This window comes from Chryseobacterium sp. 2P (genome assembly GCF_059579425.1).
Genome location: NZ_CM184194.1, coordinates 2,225,105 through 2,240,788, shown reverse-complemented (window position 1 = coordinate 2,240,788; position 15,684 = coordinate 2,225,105). Strand labels below are relative to the sequence as shown.

Sequence of the window (15,684 nt, the reverse complement as noted above, 5' to 3'; positions counted from 1 at the left end):
GCCTTAAAACGTACTTATAAAAATAACTTTGCGCCTTTGCGAAAAACCAACAATATTACACTTTATTCTGCTTCAAAAGCATCATCAAAATTACAGGAATTCCGAAAACAGAGCTTATGACATTTAAAGGAATCTGAGTTTTTTCTGCGATGATGGAGAAAAAAAGCATCATCAGCATTCCCAGCATCATATTTAAAATCCACTGCTGCCAAAGTTTTGCCGGATTATAGATCAGTCTGCTGAAATGCGGGACAATAATTCCGATAAATAAAATGGGACCTAAAAAGGCAGTTACTGAAGCCGAAAGAAGGGAAGAAGCAGCGATAATAAACAATTTAAGCTGATTCAGATTAACGCCCAGACTTTGTGCGTATGAAGTTCCCAACGAATTTCCTATCAATGGTTTTATTGTTTTAAAACAGACAAGCAAACCGATAATTACTAAAACCGATAAAACATAAATCTGATTTCTTGAAACCATATTGTTGGCTCCGAAAGACCATAAAATATAGTTTTTCAGACTCTGATCTTCTCCATAGAACTGCAAAAGAGAAACAATAGCTCCTGCAAAAGCCGAAACCAGAAATCCAAATATAATAAGATAAGATTTATCCTGAAATCTTTTGGAAATGGAAAGAAGAATAAGCATCAGTAAAAGACTTCCACCGATGGCAGCAAAGCTTAAAAAACTGTTCTGAAGAAATTCAGGGATAATTAAATCGTGCGAAAAAAAAATGTAAAATGCCACCGACAAACTTGCAATGGAAGTAATTCCTAAAATATCGGGTCCCGCAAGAGGATTCTGAAAATATTCCTGCATCAGAAAACCTGAAGTCGGGACAGAAATTCCTGCCAAAAGCATTACCAAAACCCGATTGACACGAATTTCCGCAATCTGGCTGTTGGAAGATTCTCCCCAAAAGTCCTGAAAATGTAAACTTAAAAATCCTGTATTCAGATTAATAACCGTTGCCAAAATAATGGCAATCAATAGCACCAAACACAGGATTTTAAACTTGTCTGACATAAAGTCTGAAGTTTATTTTAATAAAGAATTGATTTTTTCGCTGAGCATTTCCTCAGACATTGATCCTTCAACTTCTTCTGTTTTATCGCCTTTTCTGAAATGAGTAAATGGAATTCCGTTTCCTTTCCACGTCTTGAAATTACCGAAAAAGGTATCATCAAATTTAGATTCGTCTACTAAAACAATATAATTTTCCAGATTATTTTCTTTGGCAAAAGCAGGTACTTTATCTTTCCATGCCGGTTTATCAAGAATATCTACAAATGTAAATTTTACAGGTTTACCCTTTAATTCTTCTATTTTTTTCTTAAAATGAGGAATTTCCATCATGCAGGGTCCGCACCAGGTTGCAAAGAAATTGGTAACATATAAAGTGTCATTCTTTTTAGATAAATTCTCAACCAGATTTTGTTGAGAAATTTCTTTGAATTGAGCTGTTGGCGTTTCTTCTTTCTGTAAAACTGCTGTAGAATCTGTTGTTGCTACATTTTCTTCATTTTTCTGGTTTTCCTTTTTACAGCTCGCCAGTGAAAAAACTACAAGCGTGGATAAAATTATCTTCTTCATAAATTATTTTTTATCTATTTTTGAGTTGAAGTTATGGAACAACAAATCTATAAAGGGAAACTTACACAGTTTCATCGGTTAAAAATAGCGAAAAAGGAAGAACTGACCAAAAATACTTTTTCTCTGGAATTCGGGATTCCGGAGAATCTGAAAGAAAATTTCAGGTTTGATGCCGGTCAGTTTGTCAGTATCAGATTTCAGGCTCACGGTAAAGAAATTATTAATGACTTTTCGATGACTTCCGCTCCGTATGAACATAAGATTGCTTTGGGCATAAAGATGAATTCTCCGGAAGGAGCTGCTTCACAACTGTTTCAAAATTATCAAGAAGGTGATGAATTATTGGTAAGTGAACCGGGTGGAAGATTTACACTTATTTCAAAACCCAGCGAATTCAGAACGATTGTAGGATTTGCTGCAGGAATAGGAATTACCCCTATTTTAAGTCATTTTAAAAATATCCTGCATAACGAACCGAGAACCAGGCTGTTTTTATTTTTTGGAAATAAAAGCTCTGAAGATCTCATTTACAGAAATGAACTGGATCGCCTCGCTAAAATGCACGGAGAACGGTTGCAGATTTTTTATTTTTTCTCCAGAGAGAAAACCGCCAACAGTTTTTTTCATGGAAGGCTGGATGATAAAAAATTAAGTCTCATCATCAACCAGATCCTTCATCTGGATGATACGGATGAAGAATCTACCATTTGGGATGCTGTAGATGAAGTGCTGATCTGCGGAAAGGGAGAGATGATTAAAACACTTGCCAACGCATGCTATCATCACGGAATTCCGAAAAAAAATATTCATTTTGAGCTTTTTGAAGAATTTAATGACGATATTTATCCTGTAGAAAAAGAATTTCCGTTAATAGAAAATGTGGAACTGGAATTTAAAATGCTTGGAAAAGAATATTCTGCCATACTTCCCACTAATGAAGAAAGAATGCTGCAGCAGCTTCTTATACAGCAATTTCAGGTTCCGTATTCCTGTAAATCGGGTATTTGCGGAAGTTGTGAGTGTATTTTAGAAGAAGGAGAGGTGGAATTGCTTGAAAATGAATATTTAACGGAAAATGAAGAGGAGAGAGGACATATCTTAGCTTGTATGTCGATTGCAAAAAGCAAGAAAATAAAGCTTAACTTTGATCTTACTTGAGAATAATAAAAAACATATTTAACCTGATATTCATATCAATAGAAATAGGAATTCTGTTGATATGTCTTGCCAATGCATGGGTTTTTGCCCTTACGGACGGAAGAACCTACACTAAAATTTCAAAAATTCCTCCGAGGGAAGTTGCTTTAGTACTGGGAACTTCTCCTAAAATGAGATCGGGTTTATCCAATCCTTATTTTACAAAGAGAATGGATGCGGCTGCACTGCTTTATCATCACGGTAAAATCCGCAGAATTCTTGTAAGTGGTGAGAAGAGTAAAGGATATGACGAACCTGCAGCAATGAAAAAATATCTTATTTATCAGGAAGGTGTTCCGGAGGAAATTATTATGGAAGATCCGAAAGGTTTCAACACCTATCAAAGTATTCTCCGCTGTAAAGATGTTTACAAAAAAGACAATGTAATTATTGTTTCTCAGGGATTTCATAATCTCCGGGCTCTGTTATTTGCCAGAAATAACAATATGAACGCACTAGGTTTTGATGCACAGGACGTTACCAAACCTGAAAGTTATTACAGAAATCAGTTCAGAGAAATTCTTGCGAGAACAGTTGCAGTGGTGTACTTTGCTTTAGGAATTTCGCCGGATTAAAAAAACAGGCAGTATCGATTTATTAGAGATACTACCTGTTATACGTTTTAGAATGGATATCCGAAAGCGATATTTAAAGTTGGTTTAAACGGCTGCAGATGTTTTAGTCTCCATCGGTCGCCTTCAGGCTTGTTCGGTTCATATATTTTATAAGCGAGATCCAGTCTGAGTTTTATGTAAGCAATATTTACTCTTAAACCAAAACCGCTTCCTACACCTACCTGTCTGATGAATTTATTGAATTTAAACTCGTCTCCGTATCCGTTGTTATAATTTTTAAGACTCCAAATGTTACCGATATCTGTGAAAATAGCACCTTCATACATATCATTAAAAGGCATCCTGAATTCGATATTTGTGGTCAGTTTTAAATTATCAGTCATATAAGTACGCACTCTTTCATCCACCTGAGAGTCTGCAGGTCCTAATCCTCCGAAAGGAACCCAAGCTCTGATGTCATTCGGTCCACCGTTGAAATAAGAACGGATTACCGGCATATTCGAAGAGTTTCCGTACGGAATTCCGACTCCGATAAACTGACGAAGTGCTAAAGTATTGTTTCCGAATTTAAAATATTTTCTGAAATCAAAATCAAATTTCACAAACTGAGCATACGGAATATTGAAAATGGTTCTTTCCGGACTGGTAACAACACCTCCGTCACTTCTTTTCTGATTGAAGATACTGAAGATATTACCCGCTAATTCTATTTTTCCGTTAAAATAAAAAGCATTTGGATAATCTTTTTTTCCTATCTCGTTATAAATAAAATTATAGATGAAAGAAGAAATTAATACATCCTGAGTCTGTCGGTCTTTATTTACCAAAGTTCCCACAAATGCTACGAATCGGTCAATTCCCTGCTGATCCAGTCCATTAAGGTAATCTGTATCTGCTATGATTTTCTGGGAAACCTGATCAATGGTAAGCAGCCCTGCTTTAAAATCGTTTGCTACAGAAGGTTTGTAAGCAAAATAATCGGCAAAGAACTCTTCGCGGATGGCATTGTCATTTACAAAATAATCATAATAAGCGTCTTTATTTTTCGTTAAACTCAGCTGTGTATTAAACAGCGTAAGTCTGTGTGTTACTTTATCATTTACCGTTGCCAGATAATTAAGACCGGTATTAAAGTTAAGTCTTCCCAAACCAATATTGCTCTGATCTGAAACTCCCAGAGTAATGGAAGAAGTAGGGCTGTATCTTTTGGGTATCAGTTTATAATAATTGAAAGGCAGCAATAATCTCGGGAAATTTAACGAAGCCTGTGCTGAGATTTCATATGCCCAGATTCTGTTGTCTATATTTTTCGGGTTTACAATACGTCCGAAAGTTCCGGAAAGACTTGTGGTAAGGTTTTCCGCTCCGCCAAAAACATTTCTTGTCGTAAGATCAACAGAAGGAGAAATTCCAAAATTCAATACTTCAGAATAATTTAAATCTGTTCCCACTTTCAGATCATATTTCGGAAGTGGTTTCAAAATGTACGTTACATCTACAATACTGTCATTCGGGCTGGAAGTACCACCTCTTCTTAATGAATCTCTGGCTTTCAGAATACTGAAATTATTCATCGCCAGAATATTTCTTTTGGTAAGATCCAATTTTTTCTGGTCGTAAACCTGCTTATTTCCTATGATAATAGCTCTCCAGATAGAACGGGAATCGTAGCTGTTATCTGTTTTATGAAAACGGATTCCTCTTAAGCTGTCTTTTCTTGTATTATTCGGGAAATCTTTTGCTTCATCTACAATAGCAACATCAATATTTCCGATGGTTGCCTGTTTGTATGGACTGTCCAGAGAATCTTTTCGGATTTCCAGAACCAGCGGAACCTGCTTTGTACTTTTAAGAGAATCTGCCACAAAACCTACCTCATCGCCAAGACTGTTAAAATGGTAATATCCGTATTCCCGCATCACATCATTAATCCTGCTTACTTCCTTCTCTAAAATCGTCTGATCCAGAATCTGACCTTTTTTTACAAGAGTTTCACGGATTTTCTGCTGATAGATACTTTTAATATTAGGATCGGATATATTGTAATAATAATCCTTAATATAAGTCGGCTGATTATGCGTGATAAAATAATTAACCGCAGCTTTTTTGGCTGAAGAATCAAGCTCATGTTTAAATTTTACATCTGCATCCCAATAACCCCGGTACGTCATTCTTTTTTTAATAGATTCGGCACTCTTTGAAGTTTTTGTCTGGTCGAGAATTACAGGAGCAGAACCCCAGTTGTGATAAAGTCTGTCGAAGAAAAGACTTTTGCCGACACTGCTTTTCATATTGTATTTGATGAAAAGAGAATCTCTGAGTTTTTGATTTCTCAATTCATTAGGATACGTCATGTACTCGTTAAGAAGCGTGTCGTATTTGGGATTGGCGGCATTGTAAAGCCACAGGCTTAATGGCATGAAAAGAAGCTGCCTTTTATTGGGCTTCTGCTGAACATAATCTTTAAGCTCACCATCGAAAGTTTCTTTTTTATCCTCAAACTGAAAATTGTTTTTTACCAGCAGATATTCACCATTCGGAACTTTTTTGGTGGTACTACAAGCATAAAGGAGACCTACAAATGTTGCAAATGATATAATTTTATAATACTTTTGAGGAGAATTCTTATAATGCTTACAGCTCATACAATAAAAATTTTACAGTCTTTAGATAAAAAGAAGTTCAGGCAAAAATACAATTTGTTTTTGGTTGAAGGTAACAAAATCATTCGTGAACTTCCTGATTCCAGATTTAAAATTAAAGAAATATTTTCTACGGATCCGCAAAAATTAGACCGTATGGAAGCTCCGGTAACTCATATCTCTGAAAATGAGTTGAAAAAAATCAGTTTTCTGCAGAATCCAAAAGATTCTGTGGCGGTCTGTTATCTTAATCCGGAACAAAAAACGGAGGATAAAAATCTCCAGTTGGTTTTGGATGGAATTCAGGATCCCGGAAATCTGGGAACGATGATCCGTCTTGCAGACTGGTTTGGAATAGAACAGATTATCTGCAGTGAAGACACTGTAGATTTTTACAATCCAAAAGTTATAATGGCAAGTATGGGTTCTTTTACGAGGGTAAATATAATCTATACAAACCTGACAGAATATTTATCCGAAACAGAAAATATCAACATTGGAACCGATATGGACGGTGAAAATATCTATGCTTTCGAAAGACCTGAAAAAATGAATTTAATTTTAGGAAATGAAGGCAACGGAATGCGTCCGGAAACGGAAAAACTGCTTCATAAAAGTGTCATGATCCCGAGATTCGGAAAATCGCAGTCTACAGAAAGTCTTAATGTTTCAATGGCTGCAGGTATTATTCTGGGGCAGCTTTTTAGAATGGGAGAATAAGTTTGAGTAATAGAGTTTTAGAGTGGGAGTGTTTGAGTTTTTTATAACCCTTTAAAAATCTCTGACTCTAAAACTCTAAAACCCGCAAACTTTAGATAAGCTGTTCCATGCTGGAAACACTTTTATTTTTCTGATAGGTTTCAAGTTTCTTTCGTACAAATCTTAAAGCGGCGGGAGCAAGATAAATCATGGCTGCGCCGATTAATTTCTTTTTCCAGTTTGAACTTTTAAAGTTTTTTCTGGCATAATTTCCGACAAGTGTGGTTACCGCAAGATTAATCATAATATCAGCAGCATCTCCTTTAAATGCGGAATTTGCAATTCCCATTGCTGTATTTTTATTGATTAAGGCTCCTTTAATTTCCGAAGTAATCTGTTTGGCGATAACATCTTTTCTAAGAACTACCTTTTCGTCGCCGTCTTCATCTATTTTTTCCTGCAGGTACTGATCTGTTAAACCATTGGTAAAAGCACTCAGACTTTCCTTTGTATTTTTGAAGGTTAAGAGATCTTCCAGACCGTCTATTTCCTGCTTCAGCAGCTTTTTCTTTCTTCTCAGTTCCTCTAAGCTTTCATACTTTCTGCTCATAGTTTAATGATTTAAAAATTTAATTACCTGATCTGCCACATAATTTACGATTTTCTTTTTAAACATCACAATAAGAATCATGGTTAAAAGATAAAAAGCGGCAACAATAAGGAATCCGTAAGACTGATCGCCCAATGCTTTACCGATAAGAAAGGCAATTCCGAAGTTGAACAGAATGATGAAAAAACCAAAAGCGACCAGTAAAACCACAAAATAAGTGATCATTCCTGCCGAAAGAGAGGATTTTTCGGTGGCTTCAATTTTCAGGAGATCGATCCTTTTGGAAGCGTATTCTTTAATAGTTTCAATCATTGTTTTTCTTTAAAGTTACAAAAAAAGGAACTTTCGTTTATAAAGTTCCTTCTCATAATTTACCTAAAAAATAAACTATATTATTATTTTAGATCATTCAGTTCAGATTCTACATTTTTTACTACGTCTGCAGTTTTAGAAACGATCTGATCTTTATATTTATCATATCCGTCTTTCACAGTATTGGCAACGCTGTTTGCTGTTTCTTTAAAAGTAGAAGAAATATTGCTGTACTGATCTTTTACTTTTTCGGAAACTTCACCGTATTTATTTTTAGCCTGATCTTTAAGATCTTCTGCTTTAGTTTTAATTTTCTTTCTGGTTTCTTTACCTTCTTCCGGAGCATAAAGCATTCCTAAGATAACACCCGCCGCAGCACCTGCAAGAAGTCCTGCCAAAATACCCGCTGTATTGTTTTTTTTAGACATTTTCGTTTTTTTTAATAGTTAATAATATTAGCTTTTTACTTGTATTGAAATGTACAATTAACATACCAAAGGAGAAAGACTTCTATTAAAAAATGTTAAATCTTTCTGATGTGAGATAAAATCTCATCAATGGTTTCTTTCTTAGAAATCGTTGTATTGTCAATAATAATAGCATCTTCTGCCTGCTTTAGTGGGGCAATTTCCCGCTCGCTGTCTATTCTGTCGCGTTCTATAAGATTTTCTTTCACCTGCTTTTCATTCGCTTCGATTCCTAAAGAAAGCAGTTCCAGGTAACGCCTTCTTGTTCTTTCATCAATACTTGCGGTAAGAAAAAATTTATAGTCTGCATTTGGCAGCACTACTGTCCCGATGTCACGTCCGTCCATAATAATGCCTCCTTTTTCTGCCAGATTGCGCTGAGACTGCAGGAGAAAATCTCTCACTTCTTTCTGTTTGGCAACGAAACTTACATTCTCCGAAACTTCGGTAGTCCGTATCGCTTTTGAAATATCAATATGATTAAGGAAAAGAACCAGTTCTCCGTCAATATTTTTAAATTCGAGCCCGATCTGATCAAACGAAGAAAATAATTTCTCAAGATCAATGGTTCCGCTGTCATTTAAACAATTCTGAAGAGCAAACCATGTGATTCCTCTGTAAAGCGCACCTGTATCGAGATGAATAAGTCCCAGCTTTGCAGCAATGACTTTAGAAATTGAACTTTTTCCGGTAGATGAGTAGCCGTCGATAGCTATTACAGGTTTTTTCATTCTGCAAATTTCAAGATTTTTTCTTAAAAATCAAGAAACCTCAGGAGTTTTTCTTGAGGTTTCTGATATTTATTTTGTTTTGAAAATGATTAACAATTAGTATCCTGCGTGACTTGTAAGATCGATAGAAACTCCTATCTGGTTGACATTCGCAGAATTATGATACCTTACATGTGCGTAATCTACACGGAATCTGGCAATTTTAATCCCGAATCCTGCCGAAAGTCCTGAGAAATTTCTCTGATCTGCAACGGCTAATTCATTCCCTCTCTTCACATTATATCCTAGTCTGATGTTGAATCCTTTTTCCGGAAACAATTCCGCTCCGATAGAGAAGTGATCGGCGATTTTTCTGCCTGTATTTACTTCCTGTCCGTTTACATTGTACTGGGAAGAAATATTGAATTCCTGTAAATCATGCGCCGTAATGGTAACAGCCAAAGGAATTACTTTTAAAATTCTTGTATATCCCAAATCTACACGGAATGGAAGGTTTTCCCTTGTTCCGTTGAAGGAATTGAACTGATAACCGAAATTTCTGAAAACAACAGAAGCTGTTTCTTTATTTTTTTTGTTGTGGTAGGTAATTCCTGCATTTCCTGAAATGGCAGAAGAAGTATAGGTATCAATTTTAGAAGTAATGAAATTCAATCCACCTCCAATCGTCCAGTCTTCTTCAAACTGATAGGCATATCCTGCTCCGATGGCAACGTCCGAAGCATTGAAAGTTCCGTTCTCGAAACCGCTGTCGTCTGTTCGCGGAATATCCCCATAGCTCATATATCTCGCATTGATGGTCGCCATGTGACCGTTATCAAAGTCTTTTGCATAGGCAATTGTTCCGTATTTGGAATCTGCAAGATAAGCAGTTGCGTTTACAGACAGTTGGTTGTCGGAATCTTTATTCAGTAATGAGGGGTTTGCAATAGCAAAGGAAACATCACGATCTCTCACAGAAATTGCATCTCCTCCCAAAGCAGCCTGTCTCGCTGAAACAGGAATATTTAAGAATGGATAAACGTTTGTTCCTGTTTGTGCATAAGAAACAATTCCTGACAGAAATAATGAAAAAATAACAATTTTCTTCAACTCAGTTTATTAGTAATGCAAAAATAATCCTTTTTCGTACTTTTCAAAATATTTCTCACATTATTTATATTTAAATATTTAAGTTTTGTAAAAATCGAAGACTTATTGAAGGGATCAGGTAAGTTCCAAGGTATTACAAACCGCTTCCGGGATAAGATTTAAAAATTTAATGCAGATGTAAAAATCAACCCCATTAATGATTATATTTGCAAAGTCAAATTTTTAGACCAATAAATCTAACGAAAAAAAGTTATTTACATACAATGAAATATAAAAGAATCCTTCTGAAACTGAGTGGTGAAGCCTTAATGGGAAACAGACAATATGGTATTGATAATGAAAGGCTACAGGAATATGCTGCAGAAATTAAGAAAGTGGTAGAAAAAGGCTGTGAAGTTGCCATCGTAATCGGAGGAGGAAATATTTTCCGCGGAGTAGCAGGAGCTGCAAAAGGAATGGACAGAGTGCAGGGAGATTATATGGGAATGCTTGCTACGGTAATCAACGGGATGGCTTTGCAGGGTGCTCTGGAAGATGCGGGAATTAAAACAAGACTGCAGTCTGCCATCGAAATGGATAAAGTGGCAGAACCATTCATCAAAAGAAGAGCAGTAAGACATCTTGAAAAGGGCAGAGTAGTGATCTTCGGAGCCGGAACCGGAAACCCGTATTTCACAACAGATACTGCTGCAACGTTAAGAGCCATCGAAATCGGGGCAGATGTTATTCTGAAAGGAACAAGAGTAGACGGAATCTACGACAGTGATCCTGAAAAAAATGCAGATGCGGTAAAATATAATTCACTATCTTTCGACGAAGTTTATGCGAAGAATCTAAAGGTAATGGATATGACAGCATTTACTTTAAGCCACGAAAACAAACTGCCGATTATTGTTTTTGATATGAACAAAGACGGAAATCTGGAGAAAATTGTTGACGGCGAAAATGTGGGTACTTTAGTTGATTTGTAATAGTAAGTTCAGGGTTTTGAGTTTAAAGTTTTAAAGATTACTCATTACCAATTACTTATTACTTATTACTTATCATTAACATATGTGTAACTATCAAATTTTTATTATATAATGGAAGAATTAGATCTTATAGTAGAGTCTGTACAGCAGGACATGGAAGCAGCTATCAAGCACCTGGATCATGCATTTCAGAGAATCAGAGCGGGACGTGCGTCTACAACAATGGTTCAGGATGTAATGGTGGAATATTACGGAGCATTAACTCCAATTAATCAGGTTGCCAATGTTTCTATTCCCGATGCAATGACGATTTCTATTCAACCTTGGGACGCAAAAGCAATTAATGATATTGAAAAAGCAATCATCAATTCCAATTTAGGTTTTGCCCCTTCTAATAACGGGATCAACATTATCCTTAATGTACCGCCTTTAACGGAAGAAAGAAGACGTGAACTGGCAAAACAGGCTAAGTCTGAAACAGAAGACACGAAAGTAGTTGTAAGAAATGCAAGACAAAACGGTCTGAAAGAGCTTAAAAGACTGGAAGGAGTTTCTGAAGACATCATTAAAGGTATTGAAGCAGATATTCAGACGCTTACCGACAAATATGTAAAAGCTTGTGACGAGCATCTTAAAGTAAAAGAAGCTGAAATTATGAAAGTATAATTTTCGGCTCCTGAAAATATAAAAAGCGGTTTCATTTTGAAGCCGCTTTTGTTTTGGGTACAGTTTAAAGACAATTGATTTTTCCTTTTCTGTCTTTATTTTTAAGGATTAAATTATAGTTTTTCATTAGATCGGAAATATTGTATTTTGTTTCTTTATTCGGAACCGAATCTGGATTTTTATTATTTCCTTTTGAGCGAATCGTGTAATTTTTTTCGAGGCACTGAATGGCTTTATCGTTTAAAACATAGATTCTTTTTTCATTGATATCATCTTTTGTTTCTGGTTTTTCCGGCGTTCCTCCTTCATCAAAATTCCATTCTGTTTCTTCTTTAAAGATGAAAAATACTTTGTTGTTTTTTACATAATATTTTGTGGATGAAGAGAAGTGACTGTGTTCTGCATAAAAATCTTTAACCATTCTGAGATCTTTATTCTCATAATATAAAATTACTTCACCTTCCTTTTCGTCGCAGTTGTATGTGAATTTCGTTGAATCCAACTGTTTCGCAGACAAAAGATTATTTACGGCTGCATATTCTTTCTTTATATCTTCAATGGAAGTAATGGAATCATTTAGTGTTTCCGAAGATTTATTTATCGTTACATTATCATTGCCCGAATTATTTTGAATAGTTTCTGCATTTTCTTTTTTACAGGAAACAATAGCAAGAAAACTTAAAGTAAAAAGTAGTATTTTCATAAAAATGATTTTGTTTAAACGTACTGCAAAAAATATGCGCAAAACTTATTTAAACTTAATAGCTATAACAATTGCAAAAGCACAAAGATTTTATCTGCGAGAAAATTAAGCTTCAATATTTATTGAAAATTTTTGATTTTCTTGCGGCTTATGGATTTGAAACTAATAAAGATTTACGTCTTCGTTTTCCGACAGGAATATTTTTATTAAAAAACTCACAAATAAAAACAGCAGTTCCAAAATGAAACTGCTGTTAAAAAATATTTTAATTGATTATTTACAATTTTCGTTATAATCGTAGATCACTTCATTTACGATCGAAAGATTATCTGCCATCGCATTGTCGATTTCATTTCGGATGAATTTTCCTAAACCTGATCTCTTTTTGGTATCATTTTTCAAAGAACCGTATTCTCCTTTTGTTATTTTAGCTTTTACAACAGGACAGTCTGCGGTAATGATCTTTGCTTTTGCAACATTCAGCTCTTCCGGTTTTCCTCCTTTTTTAGAATAAACATAAGCCGGATTTTCTCTCATCCTTTTATTTTCTTCGTCCGCAACTGCAATTTGTCCGCCCGCTGAGAAAGTAGTCGGGAAACCGTACACTTTGTATACTTTTATTTTTCCGTCTGCCACAACTTCTGCAAACTGATTGCTTTTTGTCAGGTTGTTAAAAGCTTTCAGACCGCCGCTTAAACCTCCATTCTGCGTATTGTACGCTTCTTTGGTATTGGTGTATTTTATGGTCTCGAAAACTCTTTCCGTATTGTTATCGATCGCCATATAACCTTTAAGATCATCTACATCATACGTTTTGAATTTTTGCTTTTTCTTTGAATTGTCAACGTCCGAAGTCGCAATGAATTTCACTTTTTTCTGATTCGTCCACGGATTCATTTCATCTCCGGCAAGTCTTACAATACCTTCGATCTTTTTTCCGCTTTTATCAATAATGTAACCCGGCTTTTCCCCGATTCTCATTTCATATTCCGTATTGTCTTCCTGCGCATAAGCATTGAAAGAAACAATACTGAATAAGCCAATCAATAATAATTTTCTCATATAAAACTGTTATAATTTTTGACAAAGATAATTTTTTACAGCTAAAATGAAATTGAAATTCGTTTTTTAACATACCACAAAAAAATCCGGAGAAATTCCGGATCTTTTATATTTACAGGTTTAATCTATTATTGATACCTTTTATGTTCTGTATTCTTTACAAAAAGTTTAATAACAGGTTTGAAAGCCGCTTTGTATTTCTCGGCATCAAACAGTTGAGAATCCGTAAGAGCTTTGTACGTCATCCATACTCCGAAAGGAAACAGAACCAGATTCGGAACCCATGCTGCAAGATAAGGGTTGATCTTTCCGGACCACGCCATGTTTTCAAAACCTACATTAATAACGTAGAAAATAATGAAAATTACAATCGCAATTACTACAGGAAGTCCCATTCCTCCTTTTCGGATAATGGAACCTAAACTCGCACCGATCAGAAAGAAAATGATGCAGGTGAAAGAATAGGTTACAATTCTCTGCTGATAAATCACGACTTTGCTGTAGTATTTTACGCCGGGATCAATTTCATTATTTTTTCCTTCAAGCGTACTTTTAAGATTATCGAGACGGTTATAAGCATTATCGATGATCTCCAGTTTTTTATTTCCTTTCACCGTATCAAGCTTAATGCTCTGTTTCGGTTTTGCCTTTGCACTGTTCTGTTTGGTGTCCATATAACTTATCACAGAATTGGTCTGTCCCAAAACATCGTTGCTTACGTTGGTGAAGAATCTCTGATTGTCTTTCTTTGTTTTATCAATCGTTGTATTCAGTTCATTGAAGGTCTGAAAACGGTAATCATCTGTGATTTTTTCCTCTTCAATGGCTTTGTTAATGATCTCACTTACGTCGAAGTGGAGCGTTAACGTATCAAATTTAATTACCTGATCGGGCTGTTTTAAACGGACATTTTCTCCTTTTCCGGCAAAATTATCTTCATAAACAAATCCGTTAAACAATTTAAGTTTCAGATAATTCGTATTTTCTGCCGGAGCAAAAACGCCTTTCTGGGCAATTACTGTCTGCTGATTTTCATAGGAGCTTGCTTTCTTATGAACAAAAACACCTTCTATATTTTCATCATTTTTACCATAAATTTTATCGAACTTCACCATGTTTCCGGGAATCTGATCGATAAACTGTCCCGGTGTAAAATTCAGGGCAGGTTTGGTCTGTGCAATATTAAAAAGCATATTTTTCGCCTTCCTCTGAAAATCCGGAATGATATTGTTGGAGAAAAAATACAGCATAATGGAAAGTACAACGGTTACTCCCAAAAGCGGCATCATCACTCTGGTCAGCGAAATTCCCGCGGCTTTCATGGCGGCGAGTTCATACCGTTCCCCGAATTCCCCGAAAGACATAATGCTCGCCAGAAGAATCGTGAGCGGTAAAACCATACTGATCACACTTACCCCGAGGTAAAAAAGAAGTTTCATGATTTGCCAGTAGCTCAGTCCTTTTCCCATAAACTGACCTAACTGAATCCAGATAATGTTCACAATAAAGATGAAAAACAATACGCTGAATATAAAGAAAAACGGTCCGAAGAAGGTTTTTATAATATATCGGTCTAGTATTTTTAACATTCGCCAAAATTAAACAAAAAGCCACAAAGTTTTCTTTGCAGCTCTTATATTTTATGAAATTTTTATAATTAAAAGCAAATCCGCGTATTCGCTTATCTGCTGATTATTTTTAAAGTTCTGTGATCAGGTAATTTTTGTATTTGTTTTTATCAAATGTAAACATTCCCGGATCCAGTGTCTGGTTTTCCTTGTACTCTTTAATCGCAATTACGGCAAGGTCTTTATTGTTTCCGTGCTGTTCCAGTTTTACCATCTGTTTTTTTGCAGAATCTACAAAAAGATACACATATTTAATTCCGTTGGATTTTACCGGAGTTAATTTAATGAAGTCTGCATTTACACCATCTACATTTTTCTTTCCTCCGTATGTTACATTATAATCTTTTCTGTAGGTAGAAAGGTAATTGATAGGAGAGAACATGGAGCTGCTTCCGTTAGGTTTCGCTACCGTAACTTCCATATCTTCTGTGTTGATGTTGTAGATTTTACTTCCGTCGAAGATCTGCTCCGTTTCCATGATCTTCAGTTTGTATTTATCTCCTGCAGCGTAATAAATTCCGGGTTCCGTTTTATCAACTTTTCCGTTGGTTCCGCTTCCGAAAGAAAACTTGAAATACGAATTTTTTTTAGAGTTATAATTAGCCGTAATATCATCAAGAATTTTTTTTGCCTTTGCGTCAATCTTCTGTGCATTTGTAAATCCGACCGCTCCAACTACCAAACTGCTTACTATAACTTTTGAAATAATATTTTTCATTTTTATTAAATTCTTTAATC

The 15,684-nt window shown here is 35.5% G+C and carries 17 protein-coding genes; 5 read left to right on the top strand and 12 right to left on the bottom strand.

Features of this window, described 5'->3' with window-relative positions:
* Positions 1 to 55 precede the first annotated feature (55 nt).
* Together AC52CF_RS10265 and AC52CF_RS10260 are read right to left on the bottom strand one after the other, a co-directional pair.
* Positions 56 to 1,027, bottom strand: coding sequence for an iron chelate uptake ABC transporter family permease subunit (locus AC52CF_RS10265; RefSeq protein ID WP_290263251.1), 972 nt, complete (start codon positions 1,025 to 1,027; stop codon positions 56 to 58).
* A gap of 12 nt (positions 1,028 to 1,039) precedes the next feature.
* Entirely contained in the window at positions 1,040 to 1,594 is a 555-nt protein-coding gene (locus AC52CF_RS10260) for a TlpA family protein disulfide reductase (RefSeq protein ID WP_214589690.1), read from the bottom strand.
* Between the two features lie 33 nt (positions 1,595 to 1,627).
* Between AC52CF_RS10260 and AC52CF_RS10255 the strand changes: the two genes are divergently transcribed.
* Positions 1,628 to 2,752, top strand: coding sequence for a 2Fe-2S iron-sulfur cluster-binding protein (locus tag AC52CF_RS10255; RefSeq protein ID WP_496518148.1), 1,125 nt, complete (start codon positions 1,628 to 1,630; stop codon positions 2,750 to 2,752).
* Positions 2,749 to 3,366, top strand: a complete 618-nt coding sequence (locus tag AC52CF_RS10250) for a SanA/YdcF family protein (RefSeq protein WP_214589692.1) — start codon at positions 2,749 to 2,751, stop codon at positions 3,364 to 3,366. The genes AC52CF_RS10255 and AC52CF_RS10250 overlap by 4 nt, the downstream gene beginning before the upstream one ends.
* A 47-nt stretch (positions 3,367 to 3,413) precedes the next feature.
* On the opposite strand, the gene tamL is transcribed toward AC52CF_RS10250, so the two are convergent.
* Positions 3,414 to 6,011 (bottom strand): translocation and assembly module lipoprotein TamL, encoded by a 2,598-nt coding sequence (gene tamL, locus AC52CF_RS10245; protein WP_496518147.1) that lies wholly within the window; start codon positions 6,009 to 6,011, stop codon positions 3,414 to 3,416.
* Between tamL and AC52CF_RS10240 the strand changes: the two genes are divergently transcribed.
* Positions 5,997 to 6,728 (top strand): TrmH family RNA methyltransferase, encoded by a 732-nt coding sequence (locus tag AC52CF_RS10240; protein WP_375181279.1) that lies wholly within the window; start codon positions 5,997 to 5,999, stop codon positions 6,726 to 6,728. The genes tamL and AC52CF_RS10240 overlap by 15 nt on opposite strands.
* Positions 6,729 to 6,819: 91 nt before the next feature.
* Here AC52CF_RS10240 and AC52CF_RS10235 read toward each other — a convergent pair whose 3' ends face one another.
* The 5 genes from AC52CF_RS10235 to porQ form a co-directional block, all read right to left on the bottom strand.
* Entirely contained in the window at positions 6,820 to 7,317 is a 498-nt protein-coding gene (locus tag AC52CF_RS10235) for a phosphoribosyl-ATP pyrophosphatase (protein ID WP_214589695.1), read from the bottom strand.
* A 3-nt stretch (positions 7,318 to 7,320) separates the two neighbouring features.
* Positions 7,321 to 7,629, bottom strand: a complete 309-nt coding sequence (locus tag AC52CF_RS10230; protein ID WP_214589696.1) for a phage holin family protein — start codon at positions 7,627 to 7,629, stop codon at positions 7,321 to 7,323.
* Positions 7,630 to 7,712: 83 nt separating this feature from the next.
* Positions 7,713 to 8,057, bottom strand: coding sequence for a YtxH domain-containing protein (locus AC52CF_RS10225; RefSeq protein WP_375181280.1), 345 nt, complete (start codon positions 8,055 to 8,057; stop codon positions 7,713 to 7,715).
* A gap of 95 nt (positions 8,058 to 8,152) precedes the next feature.
* Positions 8,153 to 8,827 (bottom strand): (d)CMP kinase, encoded by a 675-nt coding sequence (cmk, locus tag AC52CF_RS10220; RefSeq protein ID WP_375181281.1) that lies wholly within the window; start codon positions 8,825 to 8,827, stop codon positions 8,153 to 8,155.
* Positions 8,828 to 8,923: 96 nt separating this feature from the next.
* Positions 8,924 to 9,916: a type IX secretion system protein PorQ gene (gene porQ / locus AC52CF_RS10215; RefSeq protein ID WP_336689006.1), complete on the bottom strand. Its 993-nt coding sequence runs from the start codon at positions 9,914 to 9,916 to the stop codon at positions 8,924 to 8,926.
* Between the two features lie 263 nt (positions 9,917 to 10,179).
* On the opposite strand from porQ, the gene pyrH reads away from it, so the two are divergent.
* Together pyrH and frr are read left to right on the top strand one after the other, a co-directional pair.
* The gene (gene pyrH, locus AC52CF_RS10210; protein WP_040999212.1) at positions 10,180 to 10,887 is read left to right on the top strand and encodes a UMP kinase; all 708 of its coding nucleotides are present in this window, start codon (positions 10,180 to 10,182) and stop codon (positions 10,885 to 10,887) included.
* 111 nt (positions 10,888 to 10,998) lie between these two features.
* Positions 10,999 to 11,553 (top strand): ribosome recycling factor, encoded by a 555-nt coding sequence (gene frr, locus AC52CF_RS10205; RefSeq protein ID WP_214589699.1) that lies wholly within the window; start codon positions 10,999 to 11,001, stop codon positions 11,551 to 11,553.
* A 64-nt stretch (positions 11,554 to 11,617) separates the two neighbouring features.
* On the opposite strand, the gene AC52CF_RS10200 is transcribed toward frr, so the two are convergent.
* From AC52CF_RS10200 to lolA1, 4 genes are all read right to left on the bottom strand, one after another.
* Positions 11,618 to 12,256: a hypothetical protein gene (locus AC52CF_RS10200; RefSeq protein WP_375181282.1), complete on the bottom strand. Its 639-nt coding sequence runs from the start codon at positions 12,254 to 12,256 to the stop codon at positions 11,618 to 11,620.
* Positions 12,257 to 12,529: 273 nt separating this feature from the next.
* On the bottom strand, positions 12,530 to 13,318 hold the full coding sequence (locus AC52CF_RS10195; protein WP_235130847.1) for a hypothetical protein: 789 nt from the start codon (positions 13,316 to 13,318) through the stop codon (positions 12,530 to 12,532).
* Positions 13,319 to 13,446: 128 nt separating this feature from the next.
* Entirely contained in the window at positions 13,447 to 14,907 is a 1,461-nt protein-coding gene (locus tag AC52CF_RS10190) for an LptF/LptG family permease (RefSeq protein WP_496518146.1), read from the bottom strand.
* Positions 14,908 to 15,016: 109 nt separating this feature from the next.
* Positions 15,017 to 15,664 carry an outer membrane lipoprotein periplasmic chaperone LolA1 gene (gene lolA1, locus AC52CF_RS10185; RefSeq protein ID WP_087710051.1) on the bottom strand — a complete coding sequence of 216 codons (648 nt, stop codon included), beginning with the start codon at positions 15,662 to 15,664 and terminating at the stop codon, positions 15,017 to 15,019.
* Positions 15,665 to 15,684 lie beyond the last annotated feature (20 nt).

Bases quoted from the DNA above. Each gene is read 5' to 3' on its own strand.
- AC52CF_RS10265 (WP_290263251.1), bottom strand. From the start codon at position 1,027: ATGTCAGACAAGTTTAAAATCCTGTGTTTGGTGCTATTGATTGCCATT.
- AC52CF_RS10260 (WP_214589690.1), bottom strand. From the start codon at position 1,594: ATGAAGAAGATAATTTTATCCACGCTTGTAGTTTTTTCACTGGCGAGC.
- AC52CF_RS10255 (WP_496518148.1), top strand. From the start codon at position 1,628: ATGGAACAACAAATCTATAAAGGGAAACTTACACAGTTTCATCGGTTA.
- AC52CF_RS10240 (WP_375181279.1), top strand. From the start codon at position 5,997: ATGCTTACAGCTCATACAATAAAAATTTTACAGTCTTTAGATAAAAAG.
- tamL (WP_496518147.1), bottom strand. From the start codon at position 6,011: ATGAGCTGTAAGCATTATAAGAATTCTCCTCAAAAGTATTATAAAATT.
- AC52CF_RS10235 (WP_214589695.1), bottom strand. From the start codon at position 7,317: ATGAGCAGAAAGTATGAAAGCTTAGAGGAACTGAGAAGAAAGAAAAAG.
- AC52CF_RS10230 (WP_214589696.1), bottom strand. From the start codon at position 7,629: ATGATTGAAACTATTAAAGAATACGCTTCCAAAAGGATCGATCTCCTG.
- AC52CF_RS10225 (WP_375181280.1), bottom strand. From the start codon at position 8,057: ATGTCTAAAAAAAACAATACAGCGGGTATTTTGGCAGGACTTCTTGCA.
- cmk (WP_375181281.1), bottom strand. From the start codon at position 8,827: ATGAAAAAACCTGTAATAGCTATCGACGGCTACTCATCTACCGGAAAA.
- pyrH (WP_040999212.1), top strand. From the start codon at position 10,180: ATGAAATATAAAAGAATCCTTCTGAAACTGAGTGGTGAAGCCTTAATG.
- frr (WP_214589699.1), top strand. From the start codon at position 10,999: ATGGAAGAATTAGATCTTATAGTAGAGTCTGTACAGCAGGACATGGAA.
- AC52CF_RS10200 (WP_375181282.1), bottom strand. From the start codon at position 12,256: ATGAAAATACTACTTTTTACTTTAAGTTTTCTTGCTATTGTTTCCTGT.
- AC52CF_RS10195 (WP_235130847.1), bottom strand. From the start codon at position 13,318: ATGAGAAAATTATTATTGATTGGCTTATTCAGTATTGTTTCTTTCAAT.
- AC52CF_RS10190 (WP_496518146.1), bottom strand. From the start codon at position 14,907: ATGTTAAAAATACTAGACCGATATATTATAAAAACCTTCTTCGGACCG.
- lolA1 (WP_087710051.1), bottom strand. From the start codon at position 15,664: ATGAAAAATATTATTTCAAAAGTTATAGTAAGCAGTTTGGTAGTTGGA.